This window comes from Agromyces sp. GXS1127, from assembly GCF_050565425.1.
In the GTDB taxonomy this organism is placed as follows: Bacteria; Actinomycetota; Actinomycetes; order Actinomycetales; family Microbacteriaceae; genus Agromyces.
Window position 1 is genome coordinate 252,599 of record NZ_JBOCIG010000002.1, and the last position, 14,941, is coordinate 267,539.

Annotated in this window: 16 protein-coding genes; 5 read left to right on the plus strand and 11 right to left on the minus strand. The window is 72.8% G+C overall.

The genetic code is table 11. The annotated features are described in order from the left end of the window. Nucleotides 1-92: 92 nt before the first annotated feature. Both gltX and ACQ393_RS04140 read right to left on the minus strand, forming a co-directional pair. Nucleotides 93-1,607: a glutamate--tRNA ligase gene (gltX, locus tag ACQ393_RS04135; RefSeq protein ID WP_430645553.1), complete on the minus strand. Its 1,515-nt coding sequence runs from the start codon at nt 1,605-1,607 to the stop codon at nt 93-95. Further along, complete coding sequence (locus tag ACQ393_RS04140; RefSeq protein WP_430645554.1) at nt 1,600-2,598, minus strand: LysR family transcriptional regulator; 999 nt, start codon at nt 2,596-2,598, stop codon at nt 1,600-1,602. The genes gltX and ACQ393_RS04140 overlap by 8 nt, the downstream gene beginning before the upstream one ends. Before the next feature lie 81 nt (nt 2,599-2,679). On the opposite strand from ACQ393_RS04140, the gene ACQ393_RS04145 reads away from it, so the two are divergent. Further along, entirely contained in the window at nt 2,680-3,750 is a 1,071-nt protein-coding gene (locus tag ACQ393_RS04145) for an aminotransferase class V-fold PLP-dependent enzyme (RefSeq protein WP_430645555.1), read from the plus strand. Between the two features lie 93 nt (nt 3,751-3,843). Continuing rightward, nucleotides 3,844-4,425 (plus strand): dihydrofolate reductase family protein, encoded by a 582-nt coding sequence (locus ACQ393_RS04150; RefSeq protein ID WP_430645556.1) that lies wholly within the window; start codon nt 3,844-3,846, stop codon nt 4,423-4,425. Nucleotides 4,426-4,439: 14 nt separating this feature from the next. Here ACQ393_RS04150 and ACQ393_RS04155 read toward each other — a convergent pair whose 3' ends face one another. Genes ACQ393_RS04155 through ACQ393_RS04175 form a run of 5 tightly spaced genes read right to left on the minus strand, consistent with a single transcriptional unit; the run spans nt 4,440 to nt 8,482 of the window. Beyond that, nucleotides 4,440-4,919 (minus strand): group III truncated hemoglobin, encoded by a 480-nt coding sequence (locus ACQ393_RS04155; protein WP_430645557.1) that lies wholly within the window; start codon nt 4,917-4,919, stop codon nt 4,440-4,442. Further along, on the minus strand, nt 4,919-5,698 hold the full coding sequence (locus ACQ393_RS04160; RefSeq protein ID WP_430645558.1) for a fumarylacetoacetate hydrolase family protein: 780 nt from the start codon (nt 5,696-5,698) through the stop codon (nt 4,919-4,921). The genes ACQ393_RS04155 and ACQ393_RS04160 overlap by 1 nt, the downstream gene beginning before the upstream one ends. A gap of 9 nt (nt 5,699-5,707) precedes the next feature. Beyond that, nucleotides 5,708-6,268 (minus strand): GNAT family acetyltransferase, encoded by a 561-nt coding sequence (locus ACQ393_RS04165; RefSeq protein ID WP_430645559.1) that lies wholly within the window; start codon nt 6,266-6,268, stop codon nt 5,708-5,710. Beyond that, nucleotides 6,265-7,383 carry a branched-chain amino acid aminotransferase gene (locus ACQ393_RS04170; protein WP_430645560.1) on the minus strand — a complete coding sequence of 373 codons (1,119 nt, stop codon included), beginning with the start codon at nt 7,381-7,383 and terminating at the stop codon, nt 6,265-6,267. Before ACQ393_RS04170 ends, ACQ393_RS04165 begins: the two co-directional genes overlap by 4 nt. 28 nt (nt 7,384-7,411) lie before the next feature. Continuing rightward, nucleotides 7,412-8,482: a 3-isopropylmalate dehydrogenase gene (locus ACQ393_RS04175; RefSeq protein WP_430645561.1), complete on the minus strand. Its 1,071-nt coding sequence runs from the start codon at nt 8,480-8,482 to the stop codon at nt 7,412-7,414. Between the two features lie 138 nt (nt 8,483-8,620). On the opposite strand from ACQ393_RS04175, the gene ACQ393_RS04180 reads away from it, so the two are divergent. Next, entirely contained in the window at nt 8,621-8,884 is a 264-nt protein-coding gene (locus ACQ393_RS04180) for a DUF6458 family protein (protein WP_430645562.1), read from the plus strand. Between the two features lie 48 nt (nt 8,885-8,932). Here ACQ393_RS04180 and ACQ393_RS04185 read toward each other — a convergent pair whose 3' ends face one another. Further along, entirely contained in the window at nt 8,933-10,582 is a 1,650-nt protein-coding gene (locus ACQ393_RS04185; protein ID WP_430645563.1) for an MFS transporter, read from the minus strand. Between the two features lie 79 nt (nt 10,583-10,661). Between ACQ393_RS04185 and ACQ393_RS04190 the strand changes: the two genes are divergently transcribed. Next, entirely contained in the window at nt 10,662-11,234 is a 573-nt protein-coding gene (locus ACQ393_RS04190) for a TetR/AcrR family transcriptional regulator (RefSeq protein WP_430645564.1), read from the plus strand. Nucleotides 11,235-11,621: 387 nt separating this feature from the next. On the opposite strand, the gene serA is transcribed toward ACQ393_RS04190, so the two are convergent. The 3 genes from serA to ACQ393_RS04205 all read right to left on the minus strand — a co-directional run bounded on the left by serA (nt 11,622) and on the right by ACQ393_RS04205 (nt 14,270). Next, complete coding sequence (serA, locus tag ACQ393_RS04195; RefSeq protein ID WP_430645565.1) at nt 11,622-13,214, minus strand: phosphoglycerate dehydrogenase; 1,593 nt, start codon at nt 13,212-13,214, stop codon at nt 11,622-11,624. Between the two features lie 160 nt (nt 13,215-13,374). After that, nucleotides 13,375-13,776 carry a hypothetical protein gene (locus ACQ393_RS04200; RefSeq protein ID WP_430645566.1) on the minus strand — a complete coding sequence of 134 codons (402 nt, stop codon included), beginning with the start codon at nt 13,774-13,776 and terminating at the stop codon, nt 13,375-13,377. After that, nucleotides 13,773-14,270, minus strand: a complete 498-nt coding sequence (locus tag ACQ393_RS04205) for a DNA polymerase III subunit gamma/tau (protein ID WP_430645567.1) — start codon at nt 14,268-14,270, stop codon at nt 13,773-13,775. The genes ACQ393_RS04200 and ACQ393_RS04205 overlap by 4 nt, the downstream gene beginning before the upstream one ends. Nucleotides 14,271-14,333: 63 nt before the next feature. Here ACQ393_RS04205 and ACQ393_RS04210 point away from each other — a divergent pair, with 63 nt between their 5' ends. Next, nucleotides 14,334-14,921, plus strand: coding sequence for a hypothetical protein (locus ACQ393_RS04210; RefSeq protein WP_430645568.1), 588 nt, complete (start codon nt 14,334-14,336; stop codon nt 14,919-14,921). Nucleotides 14,922-14,941: the final 20 nt, after the last annotated feature.

Below are 14,941 nucleotides of genomic sequence, written 5' to 3' on the forward strand. Positions count from 1 at the left end.
CCGATCGCGGGGTGCGGTCCAAATCGAGGGGGGCCTCGTGGGCGGATGCCGCGGCAGCGATGAACGCAGCGCGGCCGCGGCATCCGTCGGGGTCAGCCGACCAGCGCTGCGAGGCGGTCGAGGCGGTCGAGCGAGCCGACGCGACCGAGGATCTGCATGGACTCGAAGAGCGGCGGGGAGACACGTCGGCCGGAGACCGCGACGCGGATCGGGCCGAACGCGACGCGGGGCTTGAGGCCGAGGCCGTCGATGATCGCGGAGCGGAGGGCCTCCTCGATCTCGGTGTGCGTCCATGCCTCGCCGGGGATGCGCTCGAGCGCCTCGCGGGCGGCGGCGAGCACGGCGGGCGCGTCGGCGGGCAGCGACCCGACGGCGGCCTCGTCGAACTCGAGGGAGGCGGCATCCGTGAAGAGGAAGCCGAGGAGGCCAGGCACCTCGCCGAGCACGGTGATGCGCTCCTGCACGAGCGGGGCGGCCTCGACGAGCAGGGCCTCCTCGCCTGGCGTGATCGGCGTCGAGACGACGCCGGCCGCCTGCAGGTAGGGCACGGTGCGCGAGGTGAAGTCGCCGAGTTCGAGCAGGCGGATGTGGTCGCCGTTGATCGCGTCGGCCTTCTTCTGGTCGAAGCGGGCCGGGTTCGGGTTGACGTTCTCGACGTCGAAGGCCTCGATGAGTTCGTCGCGGCTGAACACGTCGCGGTCGGCCGAGAAGCCCCAGCCGAGGAGCGCCAGGTAGTTGACGAGGCCCTCGGGGATGAAGCCGCGGTCGCGGTGGTGGAAGAGGTTCGACTCGGGGTCGCGCTTGGAGAGCTTCTTGTTGCCCTCGCCCATCACGTAGGGCAGGTGGCCGAAGCGGGGCACGAAGCTCGTCACGCCGATCTCGATGAGCGCGTGGTAGAGCGCGATCTGACGCGGCGTCGACGAGAGCAGGTCCTCGCCGCGCAGCACGTGCGTGATGCCCATGAGTGCGTCGTCGACCGGGTTGACGAGCGTGTAGAGCGGGGCACCGTTCGGACGCACGACGACGAAGTCGGTCGTCGAGCCGGCCGCGAAGTCGATGCGGCCGCGCACGAGGTCGTCGAAGCCGAGGTCGGCGTCGGGCACGCGCAGGCGCAGCGCCGGCTGGCGGCCCTCGGCGCGGAACGCGGCGCGCTGCTCGTCGGTGAGGTCGCGGTCGAAGTTGTCGTAGCCGAACTGCTTGGGCCGACCGGATGCCTCGTTGCGTGCGTCGATCTCGTCGGCGGTCGAGTAGCTCTCGTAGACGTGCCCGGCGGCCTTCAGCCGCTCGATGACGTCGGTGTAGATCTCGCCGCGCTGCGACTGCCGGTACGGACCGTGCGGGCCGCCGACGTCGATGCCCTCGTCCCACTGCAGGCCGAGCCAGCTGAGCGCGTCGATGATCATCGCATAGCTCTCCTCGCTGTCGCGGGCGGCGTCGGTGTCCTCGATGCGGAAGACGAAGGTGCCGCCGGTGTGGCGCGCGTACGCCCAGTTGAAGAGGGCCGTGCGCACGAGGCCGACGTGCGGGGTACCGGTGGGCGAGGGGCAGAACCGCACGCGGATGTCGGATCCGGTGGCGGTCGTCGTGGGGTGGGTCGTGTCAGACATCGCCCTCAATGGTACGGCCCGAGCCCGCATCGGCGGGGGTGCCGCCGCGGCCTGCGATGTGGCGCGCGAGCGCCTCGGCGGCCACCGCCACGGCCGGCACGCCCCGCCCGCCCCGCGCGGTGACGAGGTGCAGGGTCCGCCGGTCGCCGTTCGTTGTGCCGCGCACCGCGACCCCGGCGCGCGTGCCCGCCGACTCGATCGCGAGCGCGGGCAGCACGGCGACGCCGAGCCCGCTCGCGACGAGCTCCTCGACCGCGACGAAGTTGTCGGTCTCGACGGCGATGCGCGGCGAGAACCCGGCCGTATCGCACAGCTCGAGGAGGTGGCCGCGGCAGCGCGGGCAGCCGGCGATCCACGACTCCCCCGCGAGGCCCGCCAGGTCGACGGTGTCGCCTCCGGCCAGCACGTGCGTGTCTGGCAGCACCACGTGCATCGGGTCGCTGCCGATCGTCGTCACCTCGAGCCCACGCGCGCTCTCGCGGTGCGGATCGGTGCGGTCGCCCGGGTAGCTGAAGGTGAGGGCGAGGTCGGCGCGGTCCTCGCGCACGGCGGCGACCGCCTCGGGCGGCTCGGCCTCGACGAAGCCGACCCGCACACCCGGGTGCCGGCGGGCCATCTCCGCCATCATCGCGGGCACGATCGTCGGCGACGCCGACGGGAACGCCATGAGCCGCACGCGACCCGAGCGGAGCCCTCGCAGTTCGGCGAGCTCGCCGCGGGCCGCCTCGAGCGCGGTCGCGACCGCGCCGCCGTGCCGCGCGAGCACGCGGCCGGCAGGGGTGAGACGGATGCCTCGGCCGGTCCGCTCCACGAGTGCGACGCCTGCGCGCGCCTCGGCCCGTCGCACCTGCTGACTGAGCGCCGGCTGGCTGTAGCCCAGGGCGCTCGCGGCCGCGGTGATCGACCCGCGCTCGGCGATCTCGCGGAGCACGAGCAGGCTGGTGGCGTCGAGATCGGCGAGGCCCGTGGTTTCGGCGGGCGAGGCATCCATGTCCAGATCATAAGCCTGACTTATGCGGATGATCGCACACCTGCTCTCGACGGATCGAATCTCACCGCTCAGGCTGGAGGCATGATCGCGACCACCCTCGCCTCGACCGCGACGACCCTCCCCGACCCGCGCTTCACCGCCGGCCGCGGCTACCTCGCCGCGTGCACGCTCGGCATCCCCGCCGCGCCAACCGTCGCCGCGGTCGCCCGCGACCTCGAGCGCTGGCGCGACGGCCGCGCCTCCGCCGCCGAGTACACGGGCGTCGTCGAGCGGGCACGCGGCCACGCCGCGACGCTCCTCGGCACGTCCGCCGATCGCGTCGCCGTCGGCTCGCAGGTCTCGGTGTTCACGGGCCTCGTCGCCGCGTCGGCCCCGGCGGGCGCCGAGGTGCTCTGCGTCGACGGCGACTTCAGCTCGGTCGTGGCACCGTTCCTCGCCCGTGGCGACCTGCGCGTGCGCCACGTGCCGCTCGCGCACCTCGCCGACGAGGTGCGCCCGAGCACGTGGCTCGTCGCGTTCTCGCTCGTGCAGTCCGCGACGGGCGAGGTCGCCGACGCGGCATCCGTCATCGCGGCAGCCCGCTCGGCGGGTGCGCTCACGCTCGTCGACACGACGCAGGCGACCGGATGGCTCCCCACCACCGATCTCGGTGCCGACCTCGTCGTCTGCCACGCGTACAAGTGGCTCTCGGCGCCGCGCGGCGCGGCCTTCATGTCGACGAGCGACCGTGCGCTCGACGAGATCACGCCGCTCACGGCGGGCTGGTACTCGGGCGAGGACCCGTGGGCCTCGTGCTACGGCCCCGAGCTGTACTTGGCCGCCGGCGCGCGGCGCTTCGACGTCTCCCCCGCGTGGCACGCCTGGGTCGGCGCCGAGGCGGCGCTCGAGCTCGCGGCCGGACTCGACCCCTCCGCCGTGCTCGCACACGACCTCGGGCTCGCGAACGGATTCCGGGCGCGGCTCGGGCTCGGGGCATCCGCCAGCGCGATCGTCACGTGGCCCGACCCCGACGGCGACGACCTCGCCGCACTCACCGCGGCCGGACTCGTCGCATCGGGGCGCGCCGGGCGCGCCCGCGTCGCGTTCCACGTGTGGAACGACGAGGAGGACGTCGAGCGCGCGGCGACCGCCGTGCGGACCGGGCGGCACTGACCTGGGTGGCGCTGACCTCGGGCTGACCGATTCGTCCGACGGCGACGGCACTCCGCGCGCTACCGTGAGGGCATCTCGAGCAAGGAGCACCTCATGGGCAAGGTGGTCATGTACGCCACGGTGTCGGTCGACGGCTTCATCGCCGACGAGAACGACCAGCCCGGACCCCTCTTCGACTGGCTGACAGGCGGCGACGTCCCGTTGGACGAGAGCGGCGTGCTGAAGGTGTCCCAGGCGTCCCACGAGTACGTCCGCGCGTACTGGAGCGAGATCGGGGTGACGATCTGCGGCCGCCGCGTCTTCGACCTGACCGACGGCTGGGACGGGACGCCACCGAGCGGCGTCGACCACGTGGTCGTCGTCACGCACCGGCCGCCGCCCGATGGGTGGGACCCGGCCGCGCCGTTCCACTTCGTCGACGGGATCGAGGCCGCGGTCGCCACGGCGCAGGAGCTCGCGGGCGACCGCACCGTCGAGGTCGCCGCGGGCGACGTCGGCGGCCAGGCGCTCGCCGCCGGCCTGGTCGACGAGGTGCGCATGGATGTCGCACCCGTCGTGCTCGGGTCGGGCCGGCGGTTCTTCGGCTCGGTCGACGCGCCGCACCTCCTCGAGGATCCGGACGTGGTGATCCGGGGCGAGCGGGTGCTGCACCTGCGCCATCCCGTGCGCCGCTGACCGAGCCTCCCCGATCAGCGCGCGGGCGCCTCGCCCACGTCGTCGATCTCCCCCGCTGCCGCGAGCCGGTCGCGCGTGCCGATCGTCTCGAACGCGCTGCCCGATCCGCCCGCGAGTCGCCGCTGCATCGACGACGCGATGCGCCGCGCCTGGACCTTGGCTCGTTCGGCGGACTCCCCGGCGAACAGGTCGTCGACCGTGGCCGTCCAGAGGTCGAGCCAGCGCCCGAACTCCGCCTCGCCGAGCGGCGCCCGGCGATTCAGCGCCTCGTGCAACGTGAGCGCGTTGCGGTGATAGGTGCCGGCCTGGAACACGACCGTCTCCCAGAAGTCGCACATGATCGGCAGGTGGTGCTCGAGATCCATCCGCGCGACGTCGGTGAAGATCGGACCGATGATCGGGTCGGCGAAGGCCCGCGCGTAGAACTCCCGGACGAGTCTCGCGATGTCGGCGCGGTCGCGCAGGTCGCGGACTTCGCCCGCACCGCCCGCCATCAGCGGCCGGGCGCCTCGCGCACCGGGTTCACGAGCGAGCCGAGCCCCGAGACCGACACCTCGACCGAGTCGCCGTCGACGATCGGCCCGACCCCGGCGGGCGTGCCGGTCAGGATCACGTCGCCCGGCAGCAGCGTGAAGACGTCGGACGCGTACGACACGATCTTCGCGACCGAGTGCACCATGTCGGCGAACCGCCCGTGCTGGTGCCGCGTGCCGTTGACGCTCGTCGTGAGCTCGCCGGCGGCGAGGTCGACGTCGGTCTCGATGAGGGGGCCCAGCGGGCAGAAGGTGTCGAAGCCCTTCGCCCGCGTCCACTGTCCGTCGCGGCGCTGCAGGTCGCGTGCCGTCACGTCGTTCGCGATCGTGTAGCCGAAGACCACGGATGCCGCGTCCGCCTCGCTCACGCGGCGCGCGACGCGCCCGATGACCACCGCGAGCTCGCCCTCGAACTCGACCTGCGCGCTCTCGGGCGGCAGCACGATGGCGTCGCCGGGGCCGATCACCGAGGTGTTGGGTTTCAGGAACAGCAGCGGTTCGGCCGGCGCCTCGCCGCCCATCTCCTCCGCGTGATCGCGGTAGTTCTTGCCGACGGCGACGACCTTCGACCGCGGGATCACGGGTGCGAGCAGCTTCGCGTCGGCGAGCGCGACGCGCTCCCCCGTCGGCTCGTAGCCGGCGAACATCGGGTCGGCCTTCAACACGACGAGCTCGTGCTCCTCCTCGTCGACGATGCCGAACGAGATGGTCTCACCATGGGAGAAGCGCGCGATCTTCATGCGCCCAGCCTATTCCGCTGCGTCGCCCGCCGGCCGGGCCGCCGCGGCGTCGGCGACCGACCCGAGTCCGCCCAGCGGCTCGTTGCGATCGGGCCGAGGCCCGTCGGGGATCAACCGCTTGCCGAGACCGACCGCGCCGTCGAGCTCGTACCCGAGCCGGCGGTACCAGTCGATCACGGCCGTGTTCGTCGAGCGCACCTGCAGGTTGAGCTTGGGGCACCCGCGCTCGAGGAGCAGCCGCTCGGCCTCGGCCATGAGCCGCGCGCCGAGCCCGCCGCCGCGATGCGCCGCGTCGACCGCGAGGTAGTTGAGCCAGCCCCGATGGCCCTCGTAGCCGACCATCGCCGTGCCGACGACCGCCTCATCGTCACCGGCGTCGGCGACCGCGACGAGGAACAGCTCGGGCTGCACCGTCAGCTTCCGCTCGATGTCGCGATACGGGTCGTTCCACGGCACGAGGAGGCCCGCCGCGCGCCAGAGCGCGACGACGGGCTCGGTGTCGGCGACGTCGAACGAGCGGATGCGCACGGACGTCGCGCCCGCGGCATCCGCTCGATTCGCCAGGCTCACGCGTCGAGTCGCACCATCCAGCCGTGGCGGTCCTCGACACGCCCGTACTGGATGCCGGTGAGCTCCTCGCGGAGCGACAGTGCGAGCTCCTCGGCCTGCGGGCCGGAGTGCACGATCTCGAAGTCCTCGCCGAGCAGGCGCCCGATCGGCACCACGACGGCGGCCGTGCCGCACGCGAACGCGCCGACGATGTCACCGGATGCCGCGCCCTCGCGCCACTCGTCGAGCGTGATCGGGCGCTGCTCGATCTGGTGGCCGCGGTCGGCGGCGAGACGCAGGATCGAGTCGCGCGTGATGCCCTCGAGGATCGAGTCGGACTCGGGCGTGAGGAGCGTGCCGTCCTTCTTCACGAGGACGACGTTCATGCCGCCGAGCTCCTCGAGGTACTTCCCCTCGTCGAGGAAGAGCACCTGCTGGCAGCCCTTCTCGTAGGCCTCGGCCTGGGGCAGCAGGCTCGACGCGTAGTTGCCGCCCGTCTTCGCCGCACCGGTTCCGCCCTTGCCCGCGCGCGCGTACTGCGTCGACAGCCAGATGTTCACCGGCTGCACGCCACCGGGGAAGTAGGCTCCCGCGGGGCTCGCGATGAGGTAGTAGTTGACCTTCTTCGCCGGGCGGACGCCGAGGAACGCCTCCTTGGCGAACATGAACGGGCGCAGGTAGAGGCTCGTCTCGGGTGCGCTCGGCACCCAGTCGGCGTCGACCGCGATGAGCTGCTTGAGCGAGTCGATGAAGATCTCGACGGGCAGCTCGGGCAGCGCCATCCGCCTCGCCGAACGCTGCAGGCGAGCGGCGTTCTCGTACGGACGGAAGGTGCGGATGGAGCCGTCGGCGTAGCGGTACGCCTTCAGCCCCTCGAAGATCTCCTGCGCGTAGTGCAGCACCGCGGCGGCCGGGTCGAGCTGGATGGGGCCGTACGGGGAGACGCGGGGCCGGTGCCATCCGCCCTTCTCGGACCAGCAGATGTCGACCATGTGGTCGGTGAAGTGGTTGCCGAAGCCGGGGTCGGCGAGGACGGCCTCGCGCTCCTCGGCCGACTTCGCGGTCTCGTTCTTCGTGACCTGCCAGATGAGGCCGGCGGGCGACGGGGCCTTCAGGGTGAGGTTCGACGTGGTCAAGGGATCCTCCTTCGGGAAGTGGTGCGAGTCAGTGGGCGCCGACGGTGGCGCCGATGCGTGCGGCGATGGCGTCGCCGATCTCGGAGGTCGAGCGCCGGGCGTCGCCGCGGTCGGCGACGTCGGCGGCGACCGCGTCGCGCACCCGGTCGGCTGCGGCCCCGTGACCGAGGTGGTCGAGCAGGAGCGCCACCGAGAGGATGGCTGCGGTCGGGTCGGCGAGACCCTTCCCGGCGATGTCGGGAGCCGAACCGTGCACCGGCTCGAACATGCTCGGGAACGTGCGGTCGGGGTTGATGTTGCCCGAGGCCGCGAGTCCGATGCCGCCGCTGATCGCGCCGGCCAGATCGGTGAGGATGTCGCCGAAGAGGTTGTCCGTGACGATGACGTCGAATCTAGCAGGATCCGTGACGAGGAAGATCGTCGCGGCATCGACGTGCAGGTAGTCGACCGTGACATCCGGGTACTCGGCGGCGACGGCGTCGACGAGCCGCTTCCAGAGGGAGCCGGCGAAGACGAGCACGTTCGTCTTGTGCACCAGCGTCAGCTTCCGCTTCGGGCGAGCGGATGCCGCGGCGAACGCGTAGCGCACGACCCGCTCGATGCCGTAGGCGGTGTTCACCGAGACCTCGTTCGCGACCTCTGCCGGCGTGCCCACGCGGATCGCGCCGCCGTTGCCGACGTACGGGCCCTCGGTGCCTTCGCGGACGACCACGAAGTCGACGTCGCCCGGGTTCGCCAGCGGGCTGGTCACGCCCTGGTACAGCACCGACGGCCGGAGGTTGACGTAGTGGTCGAGCTCGAACCGGAGCTTCAGCAGCAGGCCGCGCTCGATGTTCGCGCCGGCGAGGCGCGGGTCGCCCGGCACGCCGCCGACGGCGCCGAGGAGGATCGCGTCGTGGCCCTTGATGGCCTCGAGGTCGTCGTCGGTCAGGGTGTCGCCGGTCTCGAGGTAACGGGCGGCGCCGAGCGAGAAATGCGTCTGCTCGAACGCCACGTCGGTGCCGGCCGTGGCGGCCTCGAGCGACTTCAGCGCCTCGCCCACCACCTCGGGACCGATGCCGTCGCCCGGGATGACCGCGAGCCTGACCGTCGTTACCATGAACACTCCTTCGTACGCCAGCCCTCCCAGCGTACTGTCCGCCGTGAGCGGCGATCACTACACTCGGCGGCATCGGGGCGGCATCCCGCCCCTGCCCCGCGGCCCCCGCGGCCGCCCGAGTGAAAGCAGGCACCCCAAATGAGTCTCGGCCTCGGAATCGTCCTCTTCGCCATCGGCGCCGTCCTCGCGTTCGCATTGAACCTCGCGGTGGACTGGATCAACCTGCAGATGGTCGGCTACATCCTCATGGCGGCCGGCGCCGTCGTGATCATCCTCGGCATCATCCTCCTCGCCCGGCGTCGGAGCTCGGTCTCCACGCAGCGCACCGCGGTCGACCCCGCGACGGGCGAGCGCGTCACGCGCGCCGAGACGACGCGTCCGGACGACACCACCACGATCTGACCCGGATCCCGCCCGCCGGGCCGGGCCATCCGCCCGAAGGGCGCCGCCTCACTCCGAGGCGGCGCCCTTCGCGTCGTCTGCGCCCCTCGCGTCGTGCAGGGTGAGCGCTGCGACGACGCCCGCGCCGACCATGAGCAGCACGCCGATGAACGAGGTCACCACCACGCCGCCGTCGAAGGCGTGCGCCGCCGAGGCGAGCAGGTCGGCGGATGCCGCGGGCTGCAGCGACTCGGCCACCGTGACCGCGCCCGCGAGCGTCTCCCGCGCGGCATCCGCCTGCGACGCCGTCAGGCCTGCGGGCAGCTCGAGCGACGCGCGGTACCAGGCCGCGAGGATGCTGCCGAGGAGCGCCGTGCCGAGCACCGCACCGAGCTCGTACGCCGTCTCGGACACCGCCGAGGCCGCGCCCGCCTTCGCGGGCGGCGCCGCCGAGAGGATGAGCTCGTTCGACACCGTCTCGGCCATGCCGATCCCGAGCCCCAGCAGGACGAACGCGACCACGACGCCCGCGATGCCCTGCTCCCCCGCCGTGAGCGCGACCACCAGGTAACCGGCGGCCGAGACCGCGAGCGCTGACGGCACGAGCACGCGCGGGCGGATGCGCCGGGCGAGCGGCACCACGGAGAGGCCGGCGGCGATCATCATCACGAGGCCTGGTGCGAGCGCGAGCCCGGCCTGCACCGGCGAGAGCCCGGCGACGAGCTGCAGGTGCTGCGAGACGAAGAAGAGGAACCCGACGAGCGCGATGACGCTGAGGAGGTTCACGACCACGCCGCCGCCGAACGCGCCGACGCGGAACAGCCGCATGTCGAGCATCGGCGTCGCTGCACGCAGCTGCCGGCGGACGAACCACCCGCCGAGCGCGAGCCCGCCGACGATCGCGCCGAGCGCGACGGCGTCGACGCCCGCGGTCGCGAGGTGCTTGATCCCGAAGACGGTCGCACCCATGGCGCCGAACGAGAGCAGGATGCTGGGCACGTCGATGCGGCCGGGCGCGGGGTCGCGGCTCTCGGGGATGAGGATCGGCAGCAGCACCACGAGCGGCACGAGCACGGGGACGGCGAGGAGGAAGACCGAGCCCCACGCGAAATGCTCGAGCAGCAGGCCGCCGACGATCGGGCCGAGCGCGGCGCCGGCGGCGAAGCCCGACGCCCAGATCGCGATCGCGAGGCGCCGCTCCTCGCGCTCGGTGAAGACCGAGCGGAGCAGCGACAGCGTGGAGGGCATGAGCATGGCGCCGAAGAAGCCGAGCGCGGCACGCGCCGCGATGAGCGCCTCGGAGGTCGGGGCGAACGCCGCGCCGATCGAGACGACGGCGAAGCCGATCGAGCCGATCAGCAGCATCCGGCGGCGGCCGAACCGGTCGCCCGCGCTGCCCATCGCGACGAGGAGCGCCGCGAGCACCAGCGGGTAGGCGTCGATGATCCAGAGCTGCTGGGCCGCCGTCGGGCCGAGGTCGCGCGCGATCTCGGGCAGTGCGAAGCTCAGCACCGTGTTGTCGACCGCGACGAGCAGCACCGGCAGCATGAGCACCGCGAGCGCGACCCAGCGACGGGTCGCCGCGCGACGACCGCGCGGCTGCGACCGACCGGGGTCGGGGCGCAGAGCGGATGCCGCGGCATCCGTCGTCGCGCGGGCCTCGGCGGTGCCGCCGCGGCGGGTCGTGTCGATCGCGCTGGTGTTCGTGTCGTTCGTCATGTCGGAGTCCTATTACTATACCGGCTGGACGGTAGAGTATCAGATGCCGCCGACCGTTCCCCTCGCTACCATCGGAGCCATGAGCCGACCCCCCGCCGCCCGCGACGCCGTCCTCGACGCCTTCGAGCGACTGCTCATCGACGGCGGCGTGCGCGCGGCCACGCTCGACGCCACTGCGCGCGCCGCGGGCGTGTCGAAGGGCGGGCTGCTCTACCACTTCGCGAGCCGCGACGCGCTCGTCGAGGGCGTGCTCGAGCGCTTCTCACGGCTCATCGACGACGACATCGCCGTGCTCGAGCGCGCGCCCGAAGGCGCGATCGCGTACTACGTCCGCAGCTCCGTCTCGCAGGACTCCCCGCTCGAGCGCGCCGGCGTCGCCGCCGCCCGGCTCGCGCAGGCCGGCAGTGCACCCGCGGTGGTGATGATCCGCGACGTGCGCGACCGGTGGCTGCGCGCCATCCGCCGCCATGTGCCCGACCCGACCGTCGCCCTCGCGGTCACGCTCATCGGCGACGGCCTGTACTACGACTCGGCCCTCCACGGTGTCGACCCCGAGATCGGCGTCGACGCGCCGCACGGCGCCGACATGGACGCGTTGGTCTCGTTCCTCGAGCGGCTCGCCCACGGTCCGGTGGTCCGGCCGGAGCACTGACGCCCGCGTGATCCCGGCGCCATCCGACGACTCCCGCCAAGTGGCGCCTAGGTCCGCCATTTCACGGGACTCACGTAGGCCGCGTGCGCGCTGCGCGCTGCCCGCCGCGCGCCGCCCGCGCCCTCCAAGTACTCGCCAGACGGGGCGCCCGAGCATTCGGCGACTCCCGCGAAACGGCGCCCGGGCCAGCAATTTCACGGGACTCACGCCGGTCTCGCATGCTGCACGCGGCGCGCTGCGTGCCGCCCGCCCCGCGCTCGGTCCGGCCACTCCCGCCAAACGGCGCCCGAGGCCACCATTTCACGGGAGTCGCCGCGAACCGAACCGAGACGCCGAAGGGCGGCGGGCCGCACGTGCGACCCGCCGCCCCGCGGCATCCGTCTCGGACTAGGACTCGGTGATGTCGACCTCGACGAGCACGTCGGCGGCGATCGCCTCGCCCACGCGCTCGAGCACGTCGGACGGCACCGGCGAGTCGACGGTCAGCACCGAGAGCGCCTGGCCGCCCGCCTCGCGGCGCGCGATCTGCATGCCGGCGATGTTGATGCCGGCCTCCCCGAACTCGCTGCCGTAGACCGCGACGATGCCGGGGCGGTCGGTGTAGAGCATGACGATGTGGTGGTCGGCGATCGGCACCTCGACGTCGTAGCCGTTGATGCCGACGAGCTTCTCGGTCTGCTTGGTGCCGGTCAGCGTGCCCGAGACCGAGACCTGCGTGCCGTCGGCGAGGGCGCCGCGCAGCGTGATGACGTTGCGGTACTCGGGGCTCTCGGCGTCGGCGATGAGGCGCACGGCGATGCCGCGCTGCTCGGCGAGGAGCGGTGCGTTGACGTACGACACCGACTCGCTGACGACGTTGGTGAACACGCCCTTGAGGGCGGCGAGCTTCAGCACGCTCACGTCGTAGTCGACGAGCTCGCCGTGCACCTCGACATCGAGGCTCTCGAGCGGACCCTGCGCGAGCCCGGCGAAGAGCTGGCCGAGCTTCTCCACGAGCGGGATGCCGGGGCGCACGTACGGGTCGATGACGCCGCCCGCGACGTTCACCGCGTCGGGCACGAGCTCGCCGGCGAGCGCCAGGCGCACCGACTTCGCGACCGAGATGCCGGCCTTCTCCTGGGCCTCGTCGGTCGACGCGCCGAGGTGCGGCGTCACGACCACGTTCGGCAGCGCGAGGAGCGGCGACTCCTTCGGCGGCTCCTGCACGAAGACGTCGAGGCCGGCGCCCGCGATCGTCTTCGCGACGAGGGCGTCGTGCAGCGCGTCCTCGTCGATGAGGCCGCCGCGCGCGACGTTGACGATGTACGCGGTCGGCTTCATCTTGGCCAGCTGCTCGGCCGCGATCATCCCGGTGGTCTCGGGGGTCTTCGGCATGTGGATCGTGATGAAGTCGCTGCGCTCGAGGAGCTCGTCGAGCGACACGGTCTGCACGCCGAGCTGCTGGGCGCGCGCGGCCGTGATGTAGGGGTCGTACGCGATGACCTCGACGCCGAACGCCTGGAGGCGGGCGGTGATGAGCGCGCCGATGCGGCCGAGGCCGATGATGCCGACCGTCTTCTCGTAGAGCTCGGTGCCGGTGTAGGCCGAACGCTTCCACTGCCCCTCGGCGAGCGCCGAGTGCGCGGCGGGGATGTGCCGGGCGAGGCTCAGGATGTGCCCGACCGTGAGCTCGGCGGCCGAGATGATGTTCGAGGTCGGGGCGTTCACGACCATGACGCCCGCGGTCGTCGCCGACTTGATGTCGACGTTGTCGAGTCCGACACCGGCACGGGCGATGACCTGCAGCTTCGGCGCCGCGGCGATCGCCTCGGCGTCGACCTTCGTCGCCGAGCGGACGAGGATCGCGTTCGCATCGGCGAGCGCGGCGAGGAGCGCCGGGCGGTCGGTGCCGTCGACGTTGCGGACCTCGAAGTCGGGCCCGAGGGCGTCGACGGTGGCGGGCGAGAGTTCTTCGGCGATCAGCACGACCGGCTTGGACACGGACGGATCCTCACTGCGGTTGGAGATGCGGTGCGCGCACCGCGGAACGTCGCGCCGGCGTCGTCGGGGCGCGGATGACGCGGCCAGCCTACTTCAGGGGCGTCGCGCCGCCCGAATCGTGTGACGCGCGCAGACGAGCGGTCGCGGCCGGCGCGCCTGCTCAGGCGAGCAGCGCGCCGGGCCCGAACATGAGCAGGATGTCGAGGTACAGCGCCGCCGAGACTGCGAGCCCCGCGAGGTACAGCGCCCCCTGCAGCACGGCGCTCCGGCGCCGGCCGATGAGGAACGCGATCGCGAACAGCGCCACCGGGAGCAGTACGGCGACGATGAGCACGACCCATCCGGTCGCGGTCACGGTCGTGCCGAGCGCCGACGCGACGCTCGCCATGCCGACGAGGTTGCCCACGGCCTCCCAGGCGTCGTACGCGAAGAACAGGCCGAACACGATCGCGAGCGTGAGCTCGAGCCAGAACGGGGTGCGGCGGGCCGGCGCCGCTTCGGGGGCGGCTGCGGTGGCGTCATCCGTCGCGTCGCCGGCGCCCCGCGTCTCCTCGGCGCTCATGCCGTCACCCCCGCCACGAACGGCACCGGCAGCAGCGCGACCGCCCCGATCGCGAGCCACGTGAACCGGAGCGGCACCCGCCCCCGCGTGAGCGCGAACGTCACGCCGAACCACAGCGCCGGCGCGAGCACGGCGAGCCACAACCCGAGCGCGAACATGAACTGGCCGACCGGGTCGGTCGCGGTGTTCGTCACCCGCAGCGCGGTCAGGATCCAGCCGAACGTGTAGAGGAGGAATGCCCCGCCGAAGACGCCGAGCAGCACGAGCTCGGCGGAGCCGATCTGCGGGCCGGCGTCGGCGGCAGCGTCGGTCGCGACCGCGTCGTCACCGTCCGTGCGAGCGGATGCCGCGGCATCCGCGACCTCGTCGTCGGCCCCGTTCGCGGCGGGGACCGCCGCCGGCTCGCCGACGCGCTTCCACCCGGGTGCGAGCGTCGCGTCGTCATCGCCCTCCCAGCGGAGGGCCTCGTCATCGTCGCCGGAATCGCGGGCCATGCGGATCAGCCTAGCGACGGCGGGACCGTTGACCGCTCACAGGACCGCGCGCATCATGGACCTGTGGGCGTCTCGTCGCACGGCGCCCCGGTCGCAGGCGTCGGTGGCGCGGCCCGGACCGGCAGCGGCGCAGCACGGCGGCGCGGCGGCATCGCCGTCGCCGCCGGGGTCCTCCTCGCCCTCACGGCGTGCGCGTCGTCCGGTCGAGCCGGGCCGGGAACGGGCAGCCCGAGCATGGAGCCATCCGCCTCACCGACACAGGACGTCGCGGTCGAGGCATCCGTCGACGACCTGGTCGCCGACCCCGACGCCTGGCTCGGCGAACGGGTGGAGGTCGTCGGCAAGGTGTTCTTCCTCGCGCAGTGCCCGCCGCCGGGCGCCGAGGCGACGCCGTGCGTGCTCGCGGGCTACCTCGCCGACCCGGAGCGCGGGGTGCTCATCGCCGCCGACGTCGATGAAGTGCTGCCGCTGGCCGAGGACGGCGCCCTCGTGACGTGCCACGAGCCGGGCAACGGCGCGGGCGCCTGCGACGATTGGGAGCGCGAGGCGACGTACACGCTCGGCGGCGTGCTGGAGCGCCAGACGCTCGCCGGGCAGGAGCGGTCGAAGGTGCAGTTCGACGTGCTCGAGCGCGGCGCGCCGAACGAGTGAAACAACCCCCGAACTGGGGA

Excerpts from the sequence above, each read along its gene's own strand:
- gltX (WP_430645553.1), bottom strand. The coding sequence starts at position 1,607 with ATGTCTGACACGACCCACCCCACGACGACCGCCACCGGATCCGACATC.
- ACQ393_RS04140 (WP_430645554.1), bottom strand. The coding sequence starts at position 2,598 with ATGGATGCCTCGCCCGCCGAAACCACGGGCCTCGCCGATCTCGACGCC.
- ACQ393_RS04145 (WP_430645555.1), top strand. The coding sequence starts at position 2,680 with ATGATCGCGACCACCCTCGCCTCGACCGCGACGACCCTCCCCGACCCG.
- ACQ393_RS04150 (WP_430645556.1), top strand. The coding sequence starts at position 3,844 with ATGGGCAAGGTGGTCATGTACGCCACGGTGTCGGTCGACGGCTTCATC.
- ACQ393_RS04155 (WP_430645557.1), bottom strand. The coding sequence starts at position 4,919 with ATGGCGGGCGGTGCGGGCGAAGTCCGCGACCTGCGCGACCGCGCCGAC.
- ACQ393_RS04160 (WP_430645558.1), bottom strand. The coding sequence starts at position 5,698 with ATGAAGATCGCGCGCTTCTCCCATGGTGAGACCATCTCGTTCGGCATC.
- ACQ393_RS04175 (WP_430645561.1), bottom strand. The coding sequence starts at position 8,482 with ATGGTAACGACGGTCAGGCTCGCGGTCATCCCGGGCGACGGCATCGGT.
- ACQ393_RS04180 (WP_430645562.1), top strand. The coding sequence starts at position 8,621 with ATGAGTCTCGGCCTCGGAATCGTCCTCTTCGCCATCGGCGCCGTCCTC.
- ACQ393_RS04185 (WP_430645563.1), bottom strand. The coding sequence starts at position 10,582 with ATGACGAACGACACGAACACCAGCGCGATCGACACGACCCGCCGCGGC.
- ACQ393_RS04190 (WP_430645564.1), top strand. The coding sequence starts at position 10,662 with ATGAGCCGACCCCCCGCCGCCCGCGACGCCGTCCTCGACGCCTTCGAG.
- ACQ393_RS04200 (WP_430645566.1), bottom strand. The coding sequence starts at position 13,776 with ATGAGCGCCGAGGAGACGCGGGGCGCCGGCGACGCGACGGATGACGCC.
- ACQ393_RS04205 (WP_430645567.1), bottom strand. The coding sequence starts at position 14,270 with ATGGCCCGCGATTCCGGCGACGATGACGAGGCCCTCCGCTGGGAGGGC.